The sequence below is a fragment of the Pseudonocardia sp. D17 genome (assembly GCF_036984265.1).
In the GTDB taxonomy this organism is placed as follows: Bacteria; Actinomycetota; Actinomycetes; order Mycobacteriales; family Pseudonocardiaceae; genus Pseudonocardia; species Pseudonocardia benzenivorans.
Map to the genome: position 1 here is coordinate 104682 of NZ_BPRG01000113.1, position 23099 is coordinate 127780.

Sequence of the window (23099 nt, forward strand, 5' to 3'; positions counted from 1 at the left end):
TCCACCTGGCCGCCGGGGCTGCCGGCGGCGACGACCCCTGGTGGTAGTGCTCACCGCCGCACGGCGAGCCCGGGGCCCTCCGACTTGCCGTACTCCTCGCGCAGTGCGGGGAGCAACGTCGTGCGGGCGAACTCGCAGAAGTCCGGTTGCATCTCCCCACCGACCTCGACGAGGGCGACGTGGGTGAACCCGGCGTCGACGAAGGGACGGACCGCCTCCACGTGGGCGTCGACGTCGGGTCCGCACGGGATCGCCGCCGCGACGTCGTCGGGCCGGACGAACTGGGTCGCCGCCGCGAAGCCCGCCGTTCCGGGCAGCTCCGCGTTGACCTTCCACCCCCCGCCGAACCAGCGGAACAGCGAGTGCGCCCGGTCGGTCGCGGCGCCGGCGTCGGGGCCCCAGCTGATCGGCTGCTGCCCGATCTTGGGCAGCTCCGCTCCTGCGGCGGCGTCCCAGCCGCGGACGAGCTCGGCCTCGGGCTGCACCGCGACCATCGCGTCGGCGACGGGCGCGTACCGCTGCACCGACTGCGCCCCGGACACCGCGACGGCGAGCGGCACGCCGCCGTCGGGCAGGTCCCACAGCTTCGCGGAGTCGACCCGGAAGTGCCGGCCCTGCGTGGTCACGTACCCGCCGCCGAGCAGGTCCCGGATGATCGCGACGGCCTCGTCGAGCATCTCCTGGCGCACGTCCGCCGTGGGCCACCCGCGGCCGACCACGTGCTCGTTGAGGTTCTCCCCCGCCCCGAGCCCGAGCGCGAACCGGCCGCCGGACAGCAGCCCGACGGTCGCGGCCTTCTGCGCGACGACCGCCGGGTGGTACCGCATGATCGGGCAGGTCACGTACGTCATGAAGGGGACGTGCTCGGTGGCCGTGGCGACGGCGCCGAGCACGCTCCATGCGTAGGGGGCGTGGCCCATCTCGTCGAGCCACGGGAAGTAGTGGTCGCTCATCACCTCGAAGTCGAAGCCCGCACGCTCGGCCGCGACCGCGTCGGCGACGAGCTCGCGCGGACCGCGCTGTTCGGTCATGAGGGTGTAGCCGAACGACGTCATGGCGTCCGCCTACCCCGCCTCCGCTCGGCTATCCGCGTCCGCCGAGGTCTATCCGCTCCCGCGGTCCGGCCCGGGCAGCCGGCCGGTGGCCAGCAGTTCGGCGCGGCGCAGCAGGTCGAACGCGGTCACGGCGTCGGTCCGCCGGGCCGCCATCACGTACCCGACGGCACGCTCGATCACGACGCGGTAGTCGAGGGCGTACTGCAGCTGGCGGACGAGCTCGCCGGTGTGCCGGGCCGCCAGCGCGGAGCGCAGGCTCATCTGCAGCACCTGGGCGTAGCGGGTCAGCGCGGCGTGCTCGGAGTCGTCCCAGCGGTGCGGGCGGTCCAGGTAGACGTCGAGCGAGCCGACGACGACACCGCCGAGGCGGACCGGCACGCCGAGGACCGCGCGCACCCCGTGCCCGACGAGCACGTCCCGGCTCGCGGGCCGGCGCTGCTCGGCGGCGAGGTCGTCGGTCGCGACCGGCCTGCCGTCGACGAAGGTGTCGACGCAGGGCCCCTGCCCGGTCTCGCTCTGCACCTCCTCCAGGACGCGGCCCGGCCCGTCGGTCGCGGCCGCGTAGCGCAGCGTGTCCTGCTCGTCGGCGACCATCAGCCCGGCACCGGAGGTCCCGAAGAGGTCGACGGCCGCGGTGACGATCTCCCCCCGGCCGACCTCCTCGCGCTCCTGCTCGACCTCGGCGCACCCTCGGCCGCGGGAGCACTGTCGGCCGCGGGCGGGCCGCGACCGGCCGGGAGCGCGGTCGAGACCGCCGTCGTCGCGCTCGTGCGCGACGGGGTCCCCGGGGTCGCCTCGGTCAGCGTGACCCGCCGGGTCGGCGCGCGCCCGGCCACGGCCGCGGCGAGCGATCCGCTGGCCGAGCGCGCGGACCGGATCCAGTACGAGGTCGGCGAGAGCCCGTGCCTGCATGCGTTGACGGCCGGCGAGCCCGTGCGGCTCGACCTCGCGGCGACCGACGACCGGCGCTGGCCCGGGTTCCGCAGCCGGATGCGCGCCGAGACCGCGATCCGGTCCGTCCTGAGCCATCCGTTGCCCGACGTCGTCCCCGCGAGCCTGAACGTCTACCTGGCCACGCCGCCCCCCGGGGACGACGTCGTCGCCGCGGCTGCGGTCGCCGCGGGCCTCGTGCTGGCGGCCGCCGCGGCCCGGGACCGCGCCGACCAGCTGAGGGAGGCGTTGGACAGCAGCCGGACCATCGGCGCGGCGATCGGAATCCTGATGGTCCGCGACGGCGTGACGCGTGACGCGGCGTTCGCCGCGCTGCGTGAGGCCAGTCAGCTGCGCAACCGCAAGCTGCGCGACCTGGCCGCGGAGATCGTCGCGAGCCGAACCGGTTGACCGATCGAGGGAACCCGGAGGACTTCCATCGTGCTACGATATTTATATGTCGTGACACGACATTTCCGTGTCGAGGCGAGGAGGAACCATGTGGGAGGACGTCGCCGTCGCGCTGGCGTGCACCGGGTTCGTGATCGCGTTCGCGGTCGTCGCGCTCGAGCTGTGGACCATGGGGCGGCTCGGCGAGCTCACCGGCCGGGGCGGCACCCGTCCGGCGGACTTCGCGCCGCACCCGGAGCACGCCCCGGAGCGGTCGAGGCCGGTGCCCTGACCGCTTCGGCCACGGCCGCCCCGGCCGTCCCGGCGACACGCACGCCTCCGGGGGCCGGGGCTCCGGTCAGGCGGTGAAGCCCTTCGCCCGGCCGGAATCGTGCGGGCCCCACAGGGTCGTCGTCACCTCGCGCCGCACCAGCGGGGCGACCTCCTCGGCGAATCGGGTCAGCACCTCCTGCTGCTGCGCGTAGGGCAGCGTCGGGTTGACCGACACCGACTGCACGTCGTGCCGGAACGACTTGTGGTAGTCGACGATCTTCTCCGCCACCCGCTCCGGCGTCCCGACCAGCGCCGGCCCGTGCGCGACGGCCTCCTCGATCGTCGCGAACGACGTCACCTTGCCCGGCCGGTCGTCGCCGGCGTGCGCGGCGCGCATCTTCGCGGCGAACCCCTCGTAGATCGGCCGGTACTGCGCGACGGCCTCGGCGTCGGTGTCGGCGAGGAACAGCCCGCCCGAGCCGGAGCCGACGTAGCCGACGGCCGGGTCGTGCCCGTTGGCCACCAGCTGCTCGCGGTAGCGCTCGATCAGCACCAGGTAGTTCTCCCTGGGCTGCAACGCGTTCGCCGAGAAGATCGGATCGCCCCACCTCGCGGCGAGGTCGACCGCGACGGTGGACGTCGCCGACCCGTGCCAGATCCGGAACGGGCCGTCGAACGGGCGAGGGTGCGTCGTCACCGAGTCGAGGTCCGCGTGGTGGGTGCCCTTCCACGACACCCCTTCCTCGCGCAGCAGCCGGCGCAGCAGCTCGTAGTTCTCGGTGAGGTACTCGTACTGCTTGGCGAGCTCCAGCCCGAAGAGCGGGAAGTGCTTGTCCTCGTTGCCCTTCCCGATCACGATCTCGAGCCTGCCGCCGGAGAGCTGGTCGATGGTCGAGTAGTCCTCCGCGACGCGGACCGGGTCGAGCAGCGAGAGCACCGTCACCCCGGTCGAGAGCAGGATCCGGCTCGTGGCCTGGGCCAGCGCGCCGAGCAGCACCGTGGGTGCGGACGAGACGAACTCCCCCGCGTGCCGCTCACCGACGGCGTACGAGTCGAACCCCAGACGCTCCGCCAGCACCGCGGTCTCCACGACCCGGCGCAGCCGCTCGTGGACCGAGACGATCTCCCCGGTCACCGGGTGCGGTGTGTGCGGGACGATGTCGAGAACCTGGAACCTCATTGAACCCCTTCTCCGGTGTGGCCGGGGCGGCGGTCGACGAGCCGTGCGCTCATCGGGCCCGCGCCCACTCCCCGTCGAGCGCCCGGGAGATCCGGTTGACCGACAGCACGGTGGCGGCGATCGTCAGGCCCGGCAGCGCGCACAGCCACCACGACGTCGCCAGGTAGTTGCGACCCTCGGCGATCAGCGAGCCCCACTCCGGCGCGGGCGGCGGCGCGCCGTAGCCGAGGAACGACAGCGAGGAGATGGCGAGGATCGCCAGCCCGAACTCCAGCACGGCGAGCACCAGCACCGGGCCGGCCGCGTTGGGCAGCACGTGCCGCGCGAGCGTCACGTGCCGGCGGGTGCCGATCGCCCTGGCCGCCTCGACGTAGGTCGACTGCCGGATGCGCAGGGTCTCCGCCCGCATCACCCTGGCGAAGCTCGCGACGCTGGCCACCCCCACCGCGATCGCCACCTTCACCGTGCCGTAGCCGAGCGCGGTGATCAGCGCGAGCGAGAGCAGGATCGCCGGGATCGACAGCAGCACGTCGACGACGCGCATGAGCGCCTCGTCGACCCAGCGGCCGACGAAGCCCGCGAGCAGGCCGATCAGCCCGCCGACGACGAGCGCCACCGCGACGGCGATCAGCGTCGCCTGCAGCGACAGCGACGCGCCGTGCACGACGCGTGTGTAGAGGTCGCGGCCCAGGTAGTCGGTCCCGAACACGTGCGCGCCGCTGGGCGGGCGCAGTTTGTCGGCGACGACCCCGACGTTCGGGTCGCCCGGCGCCAGCACGCCCGGCGCGAACGCGGCGAGCAGCACCAGCGCCACGACGACCACCGCAGCGAGGAGCCCCGGTCTGCGGCCGAGGAAGCGCAGCAACCGTCGGCGCCGCTCCTTGCGCGACAACGGCTCGGACCGGGCCACGCCCGCGGGCGCGGCGGCCTCCGTCGAGTCCGGCCTGATCAGCAGCTCGGTCATGCGGTCGCCGGCACCCCCCTCGTGATCCTCGGGTCGAGCACCGGGTACACCAGGTCGACCAGCAGGTTGACGCCCACGAACACCACCGCGGAGAACAGCACGATCCCCTGGACCATCGGGATGTCCTGGACGCCGACGGCCTGCACCATGAGCCGGCCCAGTCCCGGCCGGGTGAAGACGGTCTCCACCACGACCGTCCCGGCGAGCAGGTTGCCGGCCACGTAGCCGAGCACCGTCAGCGCCGGGATGACGGCGTTGGGCAGCGCGTGGCGCAGGTGGATCGCGCCGCGCCCGACGCCCTTCGCCCGTGCGGTCTGGACGTACGCCTCGTCGAGCGCGGTCTGCAGGCTCTTCGCGAGCACCTGCGCGACCAGCGCGCCCGTCGGCAGGCCGAGCGTCACCGACGGCAGGACCAGCGACCGGAAGCCGGTCGACCCCACCGACGGCAGCAGGTGCAGGTCGAACGCGAAGATCTGCACCAGCATCAGCCCGACCCAGAACACCGGCAGGGAGACCGCCAGCGACGGGAGCGCCATGAGGCCCTGGCGCAGCCAGCGGAACCGTGTGTAGGTCGCGACGACCGCCACCACGGTGCCCAGCACGACGGCGACGAGCAGGCCGCCGAGCGCGATCTGCAGCGTGGGTGGCAACGCCGCCAGGACGGCGCTCCGCACGTCCTCGCCGGTCTGGATGGACGTGCCCAGGTTCCCGTGCAGCGCCTCCCACAGCCGGTTGCCGTACTGCACGACCACCGGCTGGTCGAAGCCGTAGCGCGCCTTGAGCGCCTCGATCGCGGCGGGCGAGAGCGGCTCGCCGTCGAGCCCGCCGCTCGCCATCGTCGTGACCGGGTCGCCGGGCAACAGGTACAGCACGGCGAAGCTGACGGTGTAGGCGGCCCACAGCACCGCGACCGCGGTGACGATGCGCCGCACCAGGTACCGGGTCACGACGGGGTCACCCGCTCGGTCGGCACGGTCACGACGTTCCCCCTATCACGACTTCCCCCGGGTCACTTCCCCCGCGCACGACGAGCTCCGTTCCTCGAACCGTCAGGCCGAATTCCACGCGTCGTGCAGCTGGATGCGCGACGACGCGTCGAACGTGACGCCGTGCACGGTCGGCCCCACCGCCAGCACCGTCGTCAGCTCGACGACCGGCACGTAGAAGCCCTGCGTGAGCAACAGCTGCTGGGCCTGGCCGACGAGCCGGGTGCGCTCGGCCGGGTCCGGCTCGCCCGCCTGGGCCACCAGCACCGGCTCGAGCGGGCTCTGCGGAATCCGGTAGAAGTTGGAGCCGGCGACCGAGAACTGGCTGCGCAGCAGGTCGGGATCGGCCCGGGTCAGGTTGCCCCACAGTGCGGTGAAGTCGCCCGCGGCCTGCTGGCTCGCCAGCTGCGCGACCGGGACCTGCTGGATCCGGATGTCGATGCCGACGGCCTTGGCCTGCTGCTGGATCAGCTCCAGCGCCGGCTGGTTGGTCCCGGCGACCGGGGCGTAGGTGACCGGGATCGTGAGCTCCTGGCCGTCCTTGGCGCGGATGCCGTCGGGCCCGGGGACCCAGCCGGCCGCGTCGAGGACGGACCGCGCCTTGGCCGCGTCGAAGACGACGAGCGCCGACTCGTCGGCGTAGGACGGCGTCGTCGAGGCCAGCACGCTGGTCGCCGCCCTGGTCTGCGACGGGAAGACCCCGCCCACGATGTCCTGGCGGTTGATCGCCAACGACAGAGCCTGTCGCACAGCGGGATCGGCGACGACGGGCTTGCTGAGGTTGAACCCGATGCCGAACACGATTCCCGGGTTGGAGCGGGCGAGCAGCTGGTCGCCGGCACCCGTCAGGGGCGCCTCGTCCTGCTGCCCGATGCTGCCGATCGCGTCGACCTCACCGGACTGCAGCGAGCCGGTCCGGACACCGGACTCCGGCACGATCGTGAACCGCAGGGTGTCGAGGTACGCCTCGCCCGGGTGGGCGAACAGCGACGAGCCCCAGTCGTAGCCCGGCCGCTTGGCGAGCGTGATCGACGCGTTCTTGACATAGCTCTGCAGCGTGAACGGACCCGAGCCGATCACACCGGCGCAGCGGTCGTCGTCGGACCTGGCGACCGAGGCCGGCGACAGGATCCCGAGGCTGTGGGTCGAGGTTGCCTGCAGGAACTGGACGTTCGGCTGGGTGAAGCTCACGGTGAGCTGCGTCGGGCTCTGCACCGTCGTCCCCGCGTACCCGGCGAGGTAGCCCTTCGCGAGCGCCGCGCGGACCCCGAGCGACGGGATGCGGTCGAAGTTGGCCTTCACCGCCGCGGCGTCGAGCGGGGTGCCGTCGGAGAACGTGACCCCGGTCCGCAGGGTGAAGGTGAAGCTCCTGGCGTCCGGGGAGGTCTGCCACGCCGTGGCCAGCCACGGCTTCAGTTCTCCGGTCCTCGGGTCCTGGTCGGTCAGCGAGTCGACCAGCTGACGCACGGAGTAGATCGTGTCGTTGCTCGCGACCTGCTGGGGGTCGACACAGCCCGCGTCGCTGCCGACGGCGAAGGTGAGCGTGCCGCCGGCCCGCGGCGGACCCGCGTCGGCCTCCGTTCCCGAGCTCCCCCCGCCGCAGGCGGCCAGCACCAGTGCGGCGGCGGCGAGGAGGGCCGGGAACATCGCTGCCCGGCGCGATCGTGCGGTCATCGGTGGTTCCTTCTTCGGGAGGGAGCGTCCCCGTCGGCGGGTGGGCCGGACGGGGCCGGTCGTGGTCGGCGGTCGGACGGGTTCGGGGTCAGGACGGCGCGTGGCCGGTGTGGTTCGCCGAGGCCCACGGGCGGGTGCAGGCCGAGGTTGTCGCGCAGGGTCGAGCCCGTGTACTCGCTGCGCATCCTGCGCCGTCGAGGGCGACGGCGAGACGGAGGTGGGCCATGAGGTGACCTCTCGTGCACGAGCGTGGACGGGCCAGGGTCGTCAGACCCGACAGACCGCTCCGGCCGTGCGCTTGAGGTCGACGTGCAACCGCCGCACTCCCAGGAACATCGCATCCTCCATCGCTCCCGGCTTTAGCACCCGCACCCGCTCGGGCGGGGGGTTGCTGCGGCGTCGTCGAGCCAGGTCTCTCGGCCGCTCTGGATGGTGTGTCCCCGGAGGAACTTCTGCACTCTACGTACATGGACGCGGGCGGCGTCAATCCTCCGGGCGACGATGTGACACACACGGACCGAAACGCGGTGTCGACGGGATCGACCTGTCCGAACACCGCGGCCCCGATCCCATTCCGCAGGACGATTCGGGATGCGGTCGCCGATGCGCCGGACATTCGGCTCGGGACGCGACGGCCCCGTCGGCGGCCGGGCGCCTGCCCGGCCGCCGGCGTCGCGGCGCCCGCCGCGGGCGGGATCAGGGTCGTGTGGGCTCGCCGGGCACGGCCGGGGTGCTCGGCGCGCCGGCCGGGCCGGTGGGCCGCGGCGGCTGCAGCGCCGGCGCGCGCCGCAACGCCGCGCGGGCGATCGCGAGCTCGTGCGCGACCTCCGCCGCGATCAGCTCGACGTGCAGCGCACCCGCGTCCGGGTCACCGAGCAGCGCCCGGTTGCGTTCCAGGAGCGACTCGAGGCCGTCGAGCAGCCGGGCGGCGATGTGCGCGCGGCGCCGCTCCCGTGGCGAGGGCTCCGCGGAGATCGAGCGGGCAGGTGCGGGCAGGGTGTGGATGGGCGGGGTGTGAGTGGGCGGGGTGTGAGTGGGCGGGGTGTGAGTGGGCACGGCGTCGACGGACATGGCGTTGCTCCGATGTCGGGAGGGGTGACCGGGGGGGCGGGCGGGGTCACCGACAGAGCGCGGCCTCCGTGCGTCCGAAGTCGACGTGACGACGCCGCGACAACGCCGGCCGGGTGCCGTCCATGACGTCCTCCATCGACCCCGGCGGGAGCACCCGCACCCGCACGGGGCGGGGGGTTGCTGCGGCGTCGTCGAGCCGGGTCTCTCGGCCGCTCTGGATGGGTCTGCTGCCACTGTAGGCAGCGAGGCCCGCGGGGTGTCAATACCGGAGTGTCGATACGGAGCCGCCGGCGACGGGATGCAGCGGCGGCCGACGGGGAACAGGCTTAAGCGCCGCCGAGCCGGGTATGGACCGATATGCCTGCCGTCGTCCACGGGTCCGCGCGGACCCCCGTCCGCACCGAGGACCGCACGTGATCCTTCTCTGTCCTCCCGGGGTGTACAAGGCCCAGTCCGACACCCACCTGCTCGCCGGCCGCGTCGCCCAGCTCGCACACGGGCGGCACGTCCTCGACCTCGGCACCGGAACCGGGGCGCTCGCGCTCACCGGCGCGCGGGCCGGGGCGCAGTCCGTGACCGCCGTCGACCTCTCCCGACGCTGCGTCGCCACCACGCGGCTGAACTTCCTGCTGCACCGCACACCCGTCCGGGTCCACCGCGGCGACCTGTACGAGCCGGTGCGCGGCCGCCGGTTCGGGCTGATCGTCGCCAACCCGCCGTACGTGCCGTCGGAGACCTCGGTCCTGCCCCGGCACACCCGCGGCCGCAGCTGGGACGCGGGCCCGACCGGGCGCGCGATCCTCGACCGGATCTGCGACGGCGCGCCCGAGCACCTCGAGGACGACGGCACGCTGCTGCTGGTGCACTCCGCGGTGTGCGGCCCCGAGCGCACGCTCGAGCGGCTCGCCGCCGCCGGGCTGGCGGCCGACGTCGTCGACCGCGCGCGCATCCCGTTCGGGCCGGTGATGCGCTCGCGTGCCCAGCTGCTCGAGCGCAGCGGTCTCATCGAGCCGGGCGCACACCTCGAGGAGCTGGTCGTCGTCGAGGCCCGTCGTGGTTGAGCACCGGCTCGGGCGGCCGGAGCCGACCCGCATCGTGCTGACCGAGGAGGGCCCGGCTCTGGTCAGCGGCCCGGTCGAGCTGGAGCTGCCCGACGGGTCGCGGGTGCGCTCGGACCGCGCCGTCACCGCCGTGTGCCATTGCCGCCGCAGCAAGCGCTACCCGATCTGCGACGCGAGCCACCGGCGCAAGGTGCGACAGGAAGGACGTGAGGCATGACCGGGACGCTGGACCGCCCCCGTACCGCGGCGCCCGAGCTGCCCACGCCGCGCGGACCGCTGTCCGGGGCCGTCGTCGCCGCGTTGCGCGGCGATCCGGTCCCCGCCGTCGACACCGCGGACGCCGACCCCTACGGCGACGACCTGCAGCTCGCGCTGCACTGCTGCTACGAGCTGCACTACCGGGGGTTCGCCGGCGTCGACGACGACCGCGAGTGGGACCCGGCGGTCCTCGGCCTGCGCCGGGAGCTGGAGCAGGTCTTCCTCGCGGCGCTGCGGGCCGACGTCGAACCGGGCGACGACGTCGCCGCCGAGGTGGAGTCGTTGCTCGTCGAGCCGGTGGGGCCGGGGGTGCGCGGGGTGTCGCACCACCTGCAGCGCGACGGGACCCTCGGGCAGCTGCGCGAGTACGTCGCGCACCGGTCGATCTATCACCTCAAGGAGGCCGACCCGCAGGCGTGGGTGATCCCGCGGCTGTCGGGGCCGGCGAAGGCGGGCCTGGTCACCGTCGAGCACGACGAGTACGGCTCGGGACGTCCCGAGCGCATGCACTCCACGCTGTTCGCGGAGATGATGGTCGAGATCGGGCTGAGCGACGCGTACGGCGCCTACGTCGAGCAGGCCCCCGGCGCCACACTCGCCGAGGTGAACCTCATGACCCTGTGCGGGCTGCACCGCGGGCTGCGGGGCGCGTCCGTCGGGCAGTTCGCGATGGTCGAGCTGACGTCGTCGCCGGGGTCCGAGCGGCTGGTCAAGGCCATGCGCCGGCTGGGCTGCGGGCCCGCCGCGATCCGGTTCTACGACGAGCACGTCGAGGCCGACGCGGTGCACGAGCAGGTCGTGCGGCGCAGCGTGCTCGACCCGCTGCTGGCCGCGGAACCGGAGCTGGCGGCCGACGTCGTCTTCGGGATCCGCGCGAGCTCGCTGCTCGCGGAGCGGATGGGCGAGCACCTGCTGGGGTGCTGGGAGCGCGGCACGACGAGCCTGCGCACCACCCCCGCCGGGTCCGCGGGCTGACAGGTGTCGGTCGAGGTCGAGCCTGTCGACGCGGGGTTCTGGGACGACGGCGCGGACCTCGCGGCGTGCCTGCGCGAACCGGTCCCCCGCATCCCGCCGCACTTCGGCTACGACAGCATCGGCTCGCAGCTGTTCGAGGAGATCACCGAGCTGCCCACGTACTACCTCACGCGGGTGGAGCGGACGCTGCTCGGCCGGCACGCCGCCGAGGTCGCCGCGGCGCTCGACACCCCCCGGCTCGCGGAGCTGGGCAGCGGCAGTGCCCGCAAGACCCGGCTGTTGCTCGCGGCGTGCCTGCGTCGTCGGCCGACGACGTACCTGCCCATCGACGTGAGCCGGGAGATGCTGGAGCGCAGCGCGGCCGACCTGACCGCGGCCCTCCCCGACCTCGACGTGCGCGGCCTCTGGGGCCGCTACGAGGCGGGACTCGCCCAGCTGCGTGCCGACGGCGAGCCCGTGTGCGTGGCCTTCCTCGGCAGCAACGTCGGCAACTCGACGGCCGCCGAGCGCGAGGCGCTGTTCGGCGCGGTCGCGGCGGCGCTGCGGCCCGGCGACGGACTACTCGTCTCGGCCGATCTCACCAAGTCGACCGAGACGCTCGAACGCTGCTACAACGACCCTCCCGGCCATGACGTGTTCCGGCGGTTCCGGCTCAACCACCTGAGTCATCTCAACTCGCGCTTCGGTGCCGACTTCCGCACCGAGCTGTTCGAGCCCCGCGCTCGGGTGGTGGGTCCGGTGGTCGAGGGGCTGCTGCACGTCCTGGACGACCACGTCGCGACGCTACCGGCGCTCGACGTCTCGCTGACGCTCCGCCGCGGGGACGCGATCAACGTCGGCTTCTCCGCGAAGTTCGAGCCCGGTCCGCTCGCGGCCGAGCTGGCCGGCCACGGCATGGCCCTCCAGGACCGGTGGATCGACCACCGCCACCGCTACGGCATGTTCCTGTTCCGCCGGACGGACTGAGGACACCTCGGCCACCGGCGACCGCGCCGGTGGGCAATTCCGGTCTCCGTGGGCGGTTTCGACCGGTGTCGCGCGGGCAGACGACAGGAACCGTCCGGAGTGACGGGTCATCGCGCGCGGCCGAGACGGTGCCGCGCCTCCCCCGCTCGATTCCCGAGGAGCACACGTGTTTCTGCACCGCCAAGAACTGCAGTTCAAGTCGACACCGAACAAGCCCGACGCCGTGTACGCCCGCAAGCTCCAGGAGGTGCTGGGCGGGCAGTACGGCGAGATCACCGTCGCGATGCAGTACATGTTCCAGGGCTGGAACATGCACACGCCGGGCAAGTACCGCGACCTCGTCTTCGGTGTCGCGTCCGAGGAGATCGGGCACGTCGAGATGCTCGCCACGATGATCGCCCAGCTGCTGGAGAAGGCCCCGCTGGGCATCACCGAGGACGCCGTCCAGGACGACCCGACGGTCGCCGCCGTGATCGGCGGCACCGACGTGCAGCACGCCATCGTCGCCGGTGCCGGCGCGCGGCCCGTCGACAGCAACGGCAACCCGTGGCAGGGCAGCTTCATCACCGCCAGCGGCAACCTGCTCGCCGACTTCACCGCCAACGCCAACGCCGAGATGCAGGGCCGCGTGCAGGTCGCACGGCTCTACCACATGACCGACGACGCAGGTGTGCGCGAGCTGCTGTCGTTCCTGCTCGCCCGCGACACCATGCACCAGAACATGTGGCTGGCCGCCGCGGCCGAGCTGCAGGAGGAGGGCGCGGAGACGATGCCGACGCCCGGCAACTTCCCGCAGTCGAAGGAGTTCACCGAGGTCAGCTACCAGTACCAGAACTTCAGCGACGGCGCGCAGGCCTCCGAGGGCCGCTGGGCCAAGGGCCCCAGCGTCGACGGGCACGGCGAGTTCACCTACCACGACGGGCCGACGACGACCGCCCCGATGCCGCCACCCACCCACCCCGACAGCCGCCTGTACGGCACGACGGAGCTGCCGAACACGGTCGAGAAGGTCGCGGGTCTGGCACAGGACAAACTGAACAAGGAGTGACGGCTGCCGGCGCGGCGGCAGCGGCTGCGCCGGCCGGCGCGGCGCGCCACCACCGGGACACCCGGTGAGCGCGTCGCGTCGGCCCGGCCCCGGCCCGACCGGCCGCGTCGAGCCGGTACGCCCCGTGCCGCGTCGGCGCGGTGTGCGCCGCTAGGCGTCCGCCCGGCCGCGGACCGCGAACCGCAGCGTGAACGGGTCGAGGCCGCCCGGCAGCGGGCGTCCCGGCACGAGCAGGCCCGCGGGGCGCACGGTCAGGTCGAGGTCACCGACGAGCGTCGCCAGCATCGTCGACGCCGTCAGCAGGACGAGCTCGCGGCCCGGGCAGTGCGCGGGCCCGGCGCTGAAGGGGACGATCGCCGGGTCCGCGTCGTGGGTCCCGTCCAGCCAGCCGTCGGGGCTGAACCGACGCGGCGCCCGGCCAGCGCGACGACCCGGCGCCTGCGGGCGATCACCCCCTGGGCGACGATCGGACCGACGGCCAGCGCCAGCACCCGGGCGGTGTCGGCGGCGGAGGCCTCGGGCAGCGCGGGCAGTGCCCCGGGCCCGGGGTCGGCCGGCGGGTCGCCCGCCGTGCGCGCGGAGGAGTGCGTCATGCCCGGTGCGTACCCGGGCCGGCGCGGGACATCCCCCGCCGACCGCCCGGCGTCCTTCGACTCGTCGTGCCGATCCACCGCTCGACCGTTGGCGCGCACGTCTGGTCCAGGGGCATCGTCGCTCCCTGCGCAGCCGCGCTCCCCGGCGACGGCGGGTGAGGGTCTCCCGCCGCGTTCACGTGCTCAGTCCGTGGACAGGGCCTCGGTGAGCATGCCGGTGTCGGCGTCGTCGAGGCTGCGGGCGACGTCGGCGAGGCTGATGACCCCGACGACGCGGGTGCCGTCGATCACCGGCACGCGGCGCACCTTGTGCGCCACCATGGTGCGCATCAGCTCGGCGACGTCGTCGTCCGCGCCGACCGTCACGGCCTCGCCCTGCGCGAGCTCCCCGGCGCGTACCGCCAGTGGGTCCTTCCCCGCCGCGATCACCTTGGTGACGATGTCGCGGTCGGTGAGCATCCCGACCAGCTGGTCGTCGACGCCGCAGATCGGCAGCGCCCCGACGCCGGCGTCGGCCAGCTTGGTGGCCGCCTCGCGGACGGGCTCGTCGCCGCGGACGAACGTGACGTTCGTGGTCATGATCTCGCGCGCGGTGGGCATCCCGCTCCCCTCTCGTCGCGTCGCCCGTGGTGGGCGAGGCGCATCCGGTCCCGCTCCCGGTTACCCGGTCCCCCGCCGGGACACACGCCGCGCGACTCCCGTGGGCCGGTACTCGCCGGCCGGTTTCCCGACCGCCCAACCCGGCAGGCGTCCTGCCGCGACGGCTCCGCGGTCATGGCGCTGCTCGCGCCGGTAACCCCCACGAGGGCGGGATCCTCCGGTTCGGAATCGCCGATCACACGCCGTCGCGGGCAGGCATGAGCAGGGTCTTCACCATCCCGTCGCGCTTTTCCTGGAACGTCGCGTATGCGTCCGATGCGGACTCCAGCGGCAGCCGGTGCGTCGCGAAGTCGTCGACACCCAGCGGGTCGCCCTCGGTCAGCAGGGGCAGGATCTCGGGGACCCAACGGTGCACGTTGGCCTGGCCCATCCGCAGCTGGATCTGCTTGTCGAACATGGTCAGCATCGGCATCGGGTCGGCCATCCCGCCATAGACACCGGACAGCGAGATCGTGCCGCCGCGGCGGACGGCGTCGATCGCGCTGTGCAGGGCGCCGAGCCGGTCGGTGCCCACGGTCATCATGAGCTTCGCGGCGAGCGCGTCGGGCAGCATCCCGGTGACCTGCTGGGCGAGCTTGCCCACGGGCGAGCCGTGCGCCTCCATCCCGACGGCGTCGATCACGGCGTCGGCGCCGCGCCCGCCGGTGAGGTCACGGACGGCGTCGCCGAGCCGGCCGTCCAGCGAGCTCAGGTCGACGACCGTCGTGCCGCGCGCTGCGGCGCGGTCCAGCCGCTCCGGGACGAGGTCGGCCCCGATGACCTGCGTCGCCCCGAGGTGGCGGGCCACCCGGGTGCACATGTCACCGATCGGGCCGAGACCGAGGACCAGCAGGGTGCCGCCGGGGACGACGTCGGCGTAGCGGACCGCCTGCCACGACGTCGGCAGCACGTCGGAGAGGTACACGAAGCGGTCGTCCGACGGCCCGTCGGGCACCGCGATCGGCAGCGTGTTGCCGAACGGGACGCGCAGGTACTCGGCCTGCCCGCCCGGCACCTGGCCGTAGAGCTTGGTGTAGCCGAACAGCGACGCCCCGGTCCCGTCCTCGTGGACCTGCGTCGTCTCGCACTGCGAGTACAGCCCGTGCCCGCACATCCAGCACGTGCCGCACGAGACGTTGAACGGGATGACGACGCGGTCGCCGACGGACAGCTTCGTGACCTCCGGACCGACCTCGACGACGCGTCCCATCGGTTCGTGACCGAGGATGTCGCCCTCGTCGAGGAACGGCCCGAGGACCTCGTAGAGATGCAGGTCGGACCCGCAGATCCCGGTCGAGGTGATCTCGACGACGACGTCGTCGGGCGCCTCGATCTTCGGGTCGGGGACCGTGTCGACGCGGACGTCGCGTCGGCCGTGCCAGGTCACTGCTCGCATGGGTCTCCTCCGGGAGGTCGACGAGGTCGTGGGGCTCGGCCCCGCCCTACCCGGCAGCGGGGCGGACAAACGGGCACGGGCAGGTTTGGCCGGGCCGCGGCGGGCCACCCGCGGACCATGCGTGTCGTCGTGACCGGTGCGACCGGAAACCTGGGCGCGGGCGTGCTGCGCGCGCTGGCCCGCGAACCCGGCGTCGGCTCGGTGGTGGGCGTCGCCCGCCGGCCGCCGCCCGATCCGGGCCCCGGCGTCGAGTGGGTGCGCGCCGACGTCGCCCGCGACGACCTCACGGACGCGTTGCGGGGTGCCGACGCGCTCGTGCACCTCGCCTGGCTGTTCCAGCCCACCCACGACCCCGTCCTGACCTGGCGGGTCAACGTGCTGGGCACGCTGGCGGTGCACCGGGCGGCGGCCGAGGCCGGGGTGTCGACGGTGGTGCACGCGTCATCGGTCGGTGCGTACTCACCGCGACCCGACGCGGACGGGAGCACCGCGGACCATCCCGTCGGCGAGGACTGGCCGACGCACGGCTGGCCGGGCGCCGCCTACACCCGGGAGAAGGCCTACCTGGAACGGGCGCTCGACGGCTGGGAGGCCGAGCACCCCACGATCCGCCTGGTGCGGCTACGCCCGTCGTTCGTGTTCGGCCGGGAGCCCGCGGTGGAGCAGCGCAGGCTCTTCGCCGGGCCCTTCGTCCCGCAGTCGCTGGTGCGACCCGGGCGGATCCCCGTGCTGCCCGACGTGCCCGGCCTGCGGTTCCAGACCGTGCACTCCGACGACGTGGGCGAGGCCGTCCGGCTGGCGCTGCTCGGTGACGCCCGCGGCCCCTTCAACCTCGCCGCGGACCCCGTCGTCGACACCAAGGCCCTCGCGGGGCTGCTGCGCGCCCGGCTCGTGCCGGTGCCCAGGGCGGCCGTCCGGGCCGGCCTGGCCGCGGCGTGGTACCTACGGCTCGTCCCGGCCTCCCCCGGCCTGTTCGACGCCGTGCTGCGGCTGCCCGTCATGGACACCGCCCGGGCGCGCGACGTGCTCGGCTGGACGCCGCGGCGGTCGTCGACCGAAGCGCTCTCGGCGTTCCTCGACGGCCTGGCCCGGCCGACGGGCGGGCCCACCCCCAGGCTGAGCCCGGATGCGGGTGGCCCCGCCCGCGCCGGCGAGATCGCGTCGGGGGTCGGTGGCCGGCCCTGACCGCGGGGTAGCGGCATACCGGACGGACCGCGCCGCAACGCGTCCGCGGCCAGGACACCCCTACCCGGGCAGGCCGTCCAGGAGGTCCTCGATCGTGATCGGGGTGTGCCGCACCCGGACGCCCGTCGCGTTGTACACGGCGTTGGCGACCGCGGCGGCCATGCCGACCACCCCGATCTCGCCGATGCCGCGCGCGCCGACGGGGTTGTGCAGCGTGTCCGGATGCTGCACGAAATGCACGTCGACCTCGGGGATGTCGGCGTTGACCGGGAGCAGGTAGCCGGCCAGGTCGCCGTTGGCGAGCCGGCCGTCGCCCTCGATCTCCAGCCCCTCGTGCAGGGCCGCCGAGACGCCCCAGATCATGCCGCCGCGCAGCTGGCTGCGGGCGGCCTGGTCGTTCACGATGCGACCGGCGTCGAACACCCCGAGCATCCGCGACACCCGTGCCTCACCCGTCCACCGGTGCACCCTGACCTCGCAGAACTGGGCCCCGAACGAGCTGAAGGAGTGCTTCGTCAGCTCCTCCCCGGGGCCCGACGAGCCGACGGCGGAGATCGCCTCCCGGCCGAGCGCGGCCAGCAGCTCCCCGAACGTCATCGACCGTCCGCCGCCCAGGACCCGGCCGTCGGCGTAGGTCACGTCCTGTCCCGCGAACGGCGCGCCCGGCGCGCTCGCGAGCGACTGCAGCTCCTCGAGCACCGCCGAGGCCGCGGCCACGATCGCCGACCCCACGCTCGCCGTGGCCGTCGACCCGCCGGACATCCCACCGGGCGGGTAGGCGGACAGGCCCAGCCGCGGCGTGATCCGCTCCGTTCCCACGTCCAGGGCCTCGGCCCCGAGCAGCGCCATCACCGTCAGCAGGCCGGTACCGGGGTCGGAGCCGCCGACCGAGACCAGCGCCGTGTCGTCCGCCCGCAGGGTGATCTCGGTCGTGGTCGGGAACCGCAGCGCCGGGAACACCGCCGTCGCGGTGCCCATCCCGACCAGCCAGTCGCCGTCCCGCGTGCCGGTGGGCGTCCGGCGCGACCAGCCGAAGCGCTCGGCGCCGATCCGGTAGCAGTCGTCGAGGTACTTGCTCGACCACTGCAGGTCGCTGCCGGCGGGGCCGAGGGAGCCGTTGCGCAGCCGCAGCTCGATCGGGTCCATGTCCAGCGCGACGGCCAGCTCGTCCATCGCGCTCTCCAGCGCGAACGACCCGGGCGCCTCGCCAGGCGCGCGCATGAACGTGGTCCGGGGAATGTGCAGCGGCACCACCTTCTGGCTGACCGCCAGGTTCGGGGTGCGGTAGGCCACCCTCGACGCGGCCGAGGTGGGCTCGACGAACGACCGGTCGGTGTCGGCGCTGCACCAGGAGTCGTGGCGCACGGCGATCAGGGTGCCGTCGCGATCGGCGCCCAGTGTGATCTCCTGCAGCGTCTCCGGGCGGTTCGCGGTCGCGGTGAAGACCTGCTCACGGCTCAGCGCCGCCTTGACCGGCCTCCCGAGGGCCCGGGAGGCCGCCGCGGCCAGGAACGCCGGGACGGACGTACGTCCCTTGCCCCCGAACGCACCGCCCACGAACGGGTTCACGGTGTGCACGGCCGACGGATCCACGTCCAGGGCGGCCGCGAGGTCCGCCTGCTGCACGAAGGCTCCCTGGTTGCCGCTGTAGACGGTGAGACCGTCGGCGTCCCAGTGCGCCACGGCGGAGTGCGGCTCCATCGCGGCGTGGTTCTGGGTGGGCGTGGAGTACCGGCCCTCGACGACGACCGGGCTGCCCGCCAGCGCGTCCTCGATCGACTCCACCCCGTCGGCGAGGACGACCTGGGTCGAGGGCTCCCCGTCCAGCCCTGGCGGCGCCTCCTCGGCCAGGTCGAGGTTGTCCGCCAGCGACGTGCGGGCAGGCCGTTCGTCGTAGGTCACCTCGACGAGCGCGCTCGCGTCCCTGGCCTGCTCGTAGGTCTCCGCCACGACGAAGGCCACCGGCTGGCCGTGGTGGGTGACGCTGCGGTCCTGCAGCGGCACCCAGGTGTCGCCCAGGATCGGGGTCGAGGGGGTGCGCAGCGTGAGCGGGTCGAACGGCGACCAGACGGCGACGACCCCGGGCGCGGCCTGCGCCGCGGCCACGTCCATCGCCACGATCTCGCCGTTCGCGATCGTGCTGGTCACCACGTAGCCGTGCAGCATGCCGGGCAGGTTGTGGTCCGACCCGTAGCGTGCCCGGCCGGTGACCTTGAGGGGTGCGTCGATCCGCGTGGTGGTCGTCATCCTCGGCTCCCGGTCGGTTCGTCCTGGGTCAGTTCGCAGAGGGCGCGGACGACGGTCCGACGCAGCAGCGCGACCTTGAAACCGTTCGCGGACAGCGGCTCCGCGCCGTCCGCGGCGAGTGCCGCGGCGTCCTGGAAGGCGTCCTCGGTCACCGGCGCCCCGCGCAGGGCCGTCTCGACTGCGGTCAGGCGCCACGGCACGGTCGCGACGCCGCCGACCGCCACGCGGGCGTCGACGACGTGGGCGTCCCGCACGTCCAGCGCGACCGCCGCCGAGCACAGGGCGAACTCGTAGGACTGCCGGTCCCGCACCTTGACGTAGGTCGAGTTCACCGCCCAGTCCAGCCGGGGCACCACGATCTCGGTGATCAGCTCACCGGGCCGCAGGTCGTTCTCGACGTGCGGGGTGTCGCCGGGCACGCGGTAGAAGTCGCGCAGCGCCACCATGCGGGTCCCGGCCGCGCTCGCGAGGGTGATCTGCCCGTCGAGCGCGACCAGCGCGACGGCCACGTCGCTCGGATGCGTCGCGACGCACGCCTCGCTGGTTCCGAGCACCGCGTGCATCCGGTTGGCCCCCGAGCGCGCCGGGCAGCCACTGCCGGGATCGCGCCGGTTGCACGCCGTCGTCACGTCGCGGAAGTAGCTGCACCGGCTGCGCTGCATCAGGTTCCCGCCGATGCTGGCCATGTTGCGCAGCTGCTGTGATGCGCTCTGCAGCAGCGCGCGGGAGATCACCGGGTACACCCCCGGGTGCCGCGCGACGTCGCTCATCCGCTCCAGCGCGCCCAGCCGCAGCCCGTCGGCGGTGTCGATGCCCCGCAGCGGCAGCGCGTTGATGTCCTGGACGTGGCGGGGGGTCAGGACGTCGAGCTTCATCAGGTCGACCAGCGTCGTCCCCCCGGCCAGGTAGGTGCCCGCGCCCGCGACGGCATCGTCGACGCTCGTCGGGGCGGTCAGCTCAAACGACTGCATCGGCCCCCCTCGCCTGCTCGATCGCGGCCACGATGTTCGGGTACGCCGAGCAGCGGCAGAGGTTGCCGGACATGAACTCGCGGACGTCGTCCACGTCCTGCTCCACCGCGGCGACGGCCGACATGATCTGCCCGGACGTGCAGAAGCCGCACTGCAGCGCGTCCTGGTCGACGAACGCCTGCTGGACCGGGTGCAGTGCGTCGCCGGTGGCGAGCCCGTCCACGGTGGTCACCGGCTCGCGCACGGTCGTGGCCAGGGTCAGGCACGACAGCACGGGGCGGCCGCCGACGTGCACGGTGCACGCGCCGCACTGGCCGCGGTCGCATCCCTTCTTCGGCCCGGTCACGTCGAGCCGCTCGCGCAAGGCGTCGAGCAGCGTGACACCGGGCGCCACGTCGAGGTTCTCGGTCCTGCCATTCACTTCGAGTGAGATGTCCACTGAGGTTCTCTTCCTCGCCGGGCGGCGCGAGGCGGTGACCCGGCATCGGATGGTGCTGGCTCGTCAGTCCGTAGGATGGGAACCGGATAATGATCCGGTCCTGCGGACGACAGTAGCGGATATCTATCCGGTCGGCGAGCGTCCTGTCCGGGACGTCCCCTGTCGTGAATTAGAGTTCGCTGCGACCGGCCGGGAGGTGACCATGACGGGGGCCGTCAACCTGAGGCGCGCGGACACCCGGCGCAACAACGAGCGCATCCTGGCCGCGGCGGCGGCATCGCTCGCCGACACGGGCGAGCTGTCCTTCAACGCCATCGCCAGGACGGCAGGGGTGGGCGTCGGCACCGTCTACCGGCACTTCCCCACCCAAGGGGCCCTCGTCCTCGCCGTCTACCGGCACGAGGTGCAGCAGATACTCGACGCGGTCCCCATCCTGCTGCAGGAGAAGTCCCCGCCGGAGGCGTTCCGGACATGGACCACCGACCACCTCGCGCGCTACATGATGACCAAACGGGGCCTGGCCGACGCCCTGCGCGCCGCCACGAACGCCGACGACGAGGACGTCCCGGGCAAGGCCTACGAAGCCATGGTCGGTGCCGTACGGACCCTGCTCGAGGCCAACGTCGAGGCCGGCACCGTCCGCCCCGGCCTCGACCCGGAGACCGTCGCGCGCGGCCTGGGCGGGTTGTTGTTCCTCGACCCGCGGGGCGACTGGCGCGGCCAGACCGAGGCGCTCGTCGACCTGCTGTGGCGGGGTATGCGCCCGGGCGACTGACGCCGGGCGGTACCCGTCCCGCTCAGCCCCGGCGATACCCCGACCGTCCCGGGCCGGACCGGTCGAGCGCTGGATCACCGCCTGCGACCTGATGCCCGCCGTCGACACGATCGTCACGGCCACCGCGTCCGGGGTCCGGGGGCCGTGACCGCGGCGGCGGTCGGCGGAGGTCTGCGGTCACCGGGCCGAGGGCCTCCGCGACCCGCCCTCTCGCGGTCGCGTCGACCCCGCGGCGACCGGACCACACGTGGGGACGCATCGTCTGCCCCGCTCCCGACGCCCTCGTCCTCGCGGCCGCGGACCTCGACGGTCCCGCGCTCGCGGCGCTGCCCGGCGCCGACGCCGACGACGGCGGGGGCGGGATGCACCTGGCCGACGCGGTAGCGACGCCGGTCGTCGTGCTGTTCTCCGGGACCGAACAGGTCGAGCAGTTCCGCCCTCGAGGAGTACCGTCCTCGGTGCTGCAGGTCGCGACGGTGTGCAGTCCGTGCCGCCAGTTCGTCTGTCCGTTCGGGCTGCCCTGCCTGGACCTGCCCTCCGCGACGGTCGTCGCCGAGGCGCTGCGGCACGCCGCGGACCACGACGACCGGGCGGGGTTTGCCGCCCGGCCTGCCGGGTATACACCGCGCCGCCCGCACCCCGGCGACGGCCACGACGAGGAGGAGCTGTGGAACCCAGCGCGACACTCGCCCCCTTCATCGCGTGGCTGGCCACCAGGGAGGAGGACGAACACGTGCGGCGCCGGCACCGCACGATCGTCGAGCACTACCTCGTGTGGAGCCGCACCGAGGCCGGCCCGCTCGCCGACCGCCGGGCCCGCTACCTCGCCCAGCAGACCAACCGGGGCGGCCGGAGCGAGCACGTCACGGCCGCGCTGGCCCGGTTCGACGAGTTCTGCGCGATCCTCTCCGCCACGTCCCTCCCGGAGCGCTGACATGACCCGAACCGACCCGCCGCCGGCCGCCGTCCTCCAGCCCTCGCGCCCGGCTCCCCCGGCGCCGCCTCGTCGGCCCAAGGGTTCGCGCATGCTGCACATGCTGCGCACGACCGACCCCAAGGACATCGCGTTCCTCTACCTCACGACGGCGTTCGCGTTCTTCCTCGCGGGCGGGGCGATGGCGCTGCTGATGCGCGCCGAGCTTGCCCGCCCCGGGCTGCAGTTCCTGTCGGCGGAGCAGTACAACCAGCTGTTCACGATGCACGGCACGATCATGCTGCTGCTGTACGCGACGCCGATCCTGTTCGGCTTCGCCAACTACATCCTGCCGCTGCAGATCGGCGCCCCCGACGTCGCGTTCCCGCGGCTGAACGCCTTCTCCTACTGGGCATTCCTGTTCGGTGGGCTGATCGTGATGTCCGGGTTCCTCACCCCCGGCGGCGCCGCCGACTTCGGCTGGTTCGCCTACGCCCCGCTCAGCGACGTCGTGCACTCCCCCGGCATCGGCGCGGACCTGTGGATCACCGGCCTGGCCCTCGCGGGGCTGGGGACGATCCTCGGCGCCGTCAACATGATCACGACCGTCATCTGCCTGCGGGCCCCCGGGATGACGATGTTCCGGATGCCGATCTTCACCTGGAACATCTTCTTCACCTCGATCCTGATCCTCATCGCGTTCCCGGTACTCACCGCGGCCCTGCTGGCCCTGCTCGCCGACCGGCAGCTGGGGGCACACGCGTTCGACCCGGCCAACGGCGGCGCGATCCTGTGGCAACACATGTTCTGGTTCTTCGGCCATCCCGAGGTCTACATCGTCGCGCTGCCGTTCTTCGGCATCGTGACCGAGGTCTTCCCCGTCTTCAGCCGCAAACCCGTGTTCGGCTACAAGGGCCTCGTCTACGCGAGCGTGGCGATCGCCATGCTGTCGGCGGCGGTCTGGGCACACCACATGTTCGCCACCGGCGCGGTGCTGCTCGCGTTCTTCTCCTTCACCACGTTCCTCATCGCGATCCCGACCGGGATCAAGTTCGTCAACTGGATCGGCACGATGTGGAAGGGCAAGCTGACGTTCGAGACGCCGATGCT

At 73.4% G+C, this 23099-nt stretch carries 25 protein-coding genes and 1 riboswitch; of the genes, 11 read left to right on the plus strand and 14 right to left on the minus strand.

The window, feature by feature from the left end; translation table 11 throughout:
- Window positions 1-50: 50 nt before the first annotated feature.
- Entirely contained in the window at window positions 51-1055 is a 1005-nt protein-coding gene (locus tag PSD17_RS18625) for a TIGR03557 family F420-dependent LLM class oxidoreductase (RefSeq protein WP_339123806.1), read from the minus strand.
- Between the two features lie 48 nt (window positions 1056-1103).
- The gene (locus tag PSD17_RS18630; RefSeq protein ID WP_339123807.1) at window positions 1104-1967 is read right to left on the minus strand and encodes a GAF and ANTAR domain-containing protein; all 864 of its coding nucleotides are present in this window, start codon (window positions 1965-1967) and stop codon (window positions 1104-1106) included.
- 3 nt (window positions 1968-1970) lie between these two features.
- Between PSD17_RS18630 and PSD17_RS18635 the strand changes: the two genes are divergently transcribed.
- Window positions 1971-2396 (plus strand): ANTAR domain-containing protein, encoded by a 426-nt coding sequence (locus PSD17_RS18635; protein ID WP_339123808.1) that lies wholly within the window; start codon window positions 1971-1973, stop codon window positions 2394-2396.
- Window positions 2397-2484: 88 nt separating this feature from the next.
- Window positions 2485-2667, plus strand: a complete 183-nt coding sequence (locus tag PSD17_RS18640) for a hypothetical protein (protein ID WP_013674507.1) — start codon at window positions 2485-2487, stop codon at window positions 2665-2667.
- 66 nt (window positions 2668-2733) lie between these two features.
- Here PSD17_RS18640 and PSD17_RS18645 read toward each other — a convergent pair whose 3' ends face one another.
- From PSD17_RS18645 to PSD17_RS18665, 5 genes are all read right to left on the minus strand, one after another.
- Window positions 2734-3828 carry an LLM class flavin-dependent oxidoreductase gene (locus PSD17_RS18645; RefSeq protein ID WP_339123809.1) on the minus strand — a complete coding sequence of 365 codons (1095 nt, stop codon included), beginning with the start codon at window positions 3826-3828 and terminating at the stop codon, window positions 2734-2736.
- 49 nt (window positions 3829-3877) lie between these two features.
- On the minus strand, window positions 3878-4792 hold the full coding sequence (locus tag PSD17_RS18650) for an ABC transporter permease (RefSeq protein WP_339123810.1): 915 nt from the start codon (window positions 4790-4792) through the stop codon (window positions 3878-3880).
- Window positions 4789-5739, minus strand: coding sequence for an ABC transporter permease (locus tag PSD17_RS18655; RefSeq protein ID WP_013674504.1), 951 nt, complete (start codon window positions 5737-5739; stop codon window positions 4789-4791). The genes PSD17_RS18650 and PSD17_RS18655 overlap by 4 nt, the downstream gene beginning before the upstream one ends.
- Before the next feature lie 102 nt (window positions 5740-5841).
- Window positions 5842-7452 (minus strand): ABC transporter substrate-binding protein, encoded by a 1611-nt coding sequence (locus PSD17_RS18660; RefSeq protein ID WP_339123811.1) that lies wholly within the window; start codon window positions 7450-7452, stop codon window positions 5842-5844.
- A gap of 341 nt (window positions 7453-7793) precedes the next feature.
- Window positions 7794-7888, minus strand: a riboswitch (SAM riboswitch).
- Between the two features lie 260 nt (window positions 7889-8148).
- Entirely contained in the window at window positions 8149-8523 is a 375-nt protein-coding gene (locus PSD17_RS18665) for a hypothetical protein (protein ID WP_339123813.1), read from the minus strand.
- A gap of 413 nt (window positions 8524-8936) precedes the next feature.
- On the opposite strand from PSD17_RS18665, the gene PSD17_RS18670 reads away from it, so the two are divergent.
- The 5 genes from PSD17_RS18670 to PSD17_RS18690 all read left to right on the plus strand — a co-directional run bounded on the left by PSD17_RS18670 (window position 8937) and on the right by PSD17_RS18690 (window position 12831).
- Window positions 8937-9584: a HemK2/MTQ2 family protein methyltransferase gene (locus PSD17_RS18670; protein ID WP_339123815.1), complete on the plus strand. Its 648-nt coding sequence runs from the start codon at window positions 8937-8939 to the stop codon at window positions 9582-9584.
- A complete protein-coding gene (locus PSD17_RS18675) occupies window positions 9577-9801 on the plus strand; it encodes a CDGSH iron-sulfur domain-containing protein (protein WP_339123817.1) in 225 nt (74 codons plus the stop codon). Before PSD17_RS18670 ends, PSD17_RS18675 begins: the two co-directional genes overlap by 8 nt.
- Complete coding sequence (locus PSD17_RS18680) at window positions 9798-10817, plus strand: iron-containing redox enzyme family protein (RefSeq protein ID WP_339123818.1); 1020 nt, start codon at window positions 9798-9800, stop codon at window positions 10815-10817. Before PSD17_RS18675 ends, PSD17_RS18680 begins: the two co-directional genes overlap by 4 nt.
- Before the next feature lie 3 nt (window positions 10818-10820).
- Window positions 10821-11783, plus strand: coding sequence for an L-histidine N(alpha)-methyltransferase (locus PSD17_RS18685; protein WP_339123820.1), 963 nt, complete (start codon window positions 10821-10823; stop codon window positions 11781-11783).
- A gap of 166 nt (window positions 11784-11949) precedes the next feature.
- Window positions 11950-12831 carry a manganese catalase family protein gene (locus PSD17_RS18690; protein WP_339123822.1) on the plus strand — a complete coding sequence of 294 codons (882 nt, stop codon included), beginning with the start codon at window positions 11950-11952 and terminating at the stop codon, window positions 12829-12831.
- Window positions 12832-12981: 150 nt separating this feature from the next.
- Here the strand turns inward: PSD17_RS18690 and PSD17_RS35380 are convergent, their stop codons facing one another.
- The 4 genes from PSD17_RS35380 to PSD17_RS18710 all read right to left on the minus strand — a co-directional run bounded on the left by PSD17_RS35380 (window position 12982) and on the right by PSD17_RS18710 (window position 15459).
- Complete coding sequence (locus PSD17_RS35380; protein ID WP_445261024.1) at window positions 12982-13215, minus strand: hypothetical protein; 234 nt, start codon at window positions 13213-13215, stop codon at window positions 12982-12984.
- Window positions 13128-13424 (minus strand): hypothetical protein, encoded by a 297-nt coding sequence (locus tag PSD17_RS18700; RefSeq protein ID WP_339123826.1) that lies wholly within the window; start codon window positions 13422-13424, stop codon window positions 13128-13130. The genes PSD17_RS35380 and PSD17_RS18700 overlap by 88 nt, the downstream gene beginning before the upstream one ends.
- A 183-nt stretch (window positions 13425-13607) precedes the next feature.
- A complete protein-coding gene (locus PSD17_RS18705) occupies window positions 13608-14024 on the minus strand; it encodes a CBS domain-containing protein (protein WP_339123827.1) in 417 nt (138 codons plus the stop codon).
- A 235-nt stretch (window positions 14025-14259) separates the two neighbouring features.
- Window positions 14260-15459 (minus strand): alcohol dehydrogenase catalytic domain-containing protein, encoded by a 1200-nt coding sequence (locus tag PSD17_RS18710; RefSeq protein ID WP_339123828.1) that lies wholly within the window; start codon window positions 15457-15459, stop codon window positions 14260-14262.
- 117 nt (window positions 15460-15576) lie between these two features.
- On the opposite strand from PSD17_RS18710, the gene PSD17_RS18715 reads away from it, so the two are divergent.
- Window positions 15577-16644 carry an NAD-dependent epimerase/dehydratase family protein gene (locus PSD17_RS18715; protein ID WP_339123829.1) on the plus strand — a complete coding sequence of 356 codons (1068 nt, stop codon included), beginning with the start codon at window positions 15577-15579 and terminating at the stop codon, window positions 16642-16644.
- A 60-nt stretch (window positions 16645-16704) separates the two neighbouring features.
- Here PSD17_RS18715 and PSD17_RS18720 read toward each other — a convergent pair whose 3' ends face one another.
- The 3 genes from PSD17_RS18720 to PSD17_RS18730 are packed head-to-tail and all read right to left on the minus strand — an operon-like array spanning window position 16705 to window position 20301.
- Complete coding sequence (locus tag PSD17_RS18720; RefSeq protein ID WP_339123831.1) at window positions 16705-18891, minus strand: xanthine dehydrogenase family protein molybdopterin-binding subunit; 2187 nt, start codon at window positions 18889-18891, stop codon at window positions 16705-16707.
- A complete protein-coding gene (locus PSD17_RS18725; RefSeq protein ID WP_339123833.1) occupies window positions 18888-19862 on the minus strand; it encodes an FAD binding domain-containing protein in 975 nt (324 codons plus the stop codon). Before PSD17_RS18725 ends, PSD17_RS18720 begins: the two co-directional genes overlap by 4 nt.
- A complete protein-coding gene (locus tag PSD17_RS18730) occupies window positions 19849-20301 on the minus strand; it encodes a (2Fe-2S)-binding protein (RefSeq protein WP_339123835.1) in 453 nt (150 codons plus the stop codon). The genes PSD17_RS18725 and PSD17_RS18730 overlap by 14 nt, the downstream gene beginning before the upstream one ends.
- A 202-nt stretch (window positions 20302-20503) precedes the next feature.
- Between PSD17_RS18730 and PSD17_RS18735 the strand changes: the two genes are divergently transcribed.
- The 3 genes from PSD17_RS18735 to PSD17_RS18745 form a co-directional block, all read left to right on the plus strand.
- On the plus strand, window positions 20504-21076 hold the full coding sequence (locus tag PSD17_RS18735) for a TetR/AcrR family transcriptional regulator (RefSeq protein WP_339123837.1): 573 nt from the start codon (window positions 20504-20506) through the stop codon (window positions 21074-21076).
- A gap of 667 nt (window positions 21077-21743) precedes the next feature.
- Window positions 21744-22010 (plus strand): hypothetical protein, encoded by a 267-nt coding sequence (locus PSD17_RS18740; RefSeq protein ID WP_013674489.1) that lies wholly within the window; start codon window positions 21744-21746, stop codon window positions 22008-22010.
- A 1-nt stretch (window position 22011) separates the two neighbouring features.
- Window positions 22012-23099: cbb3-type cytochrome c oxidase subunit I (locus PSD17_RS18745; RefSeq protein ID WP_445261022.1), on the plus strand; the 1088-nt coding region annotated here is incomplete at its 3' end.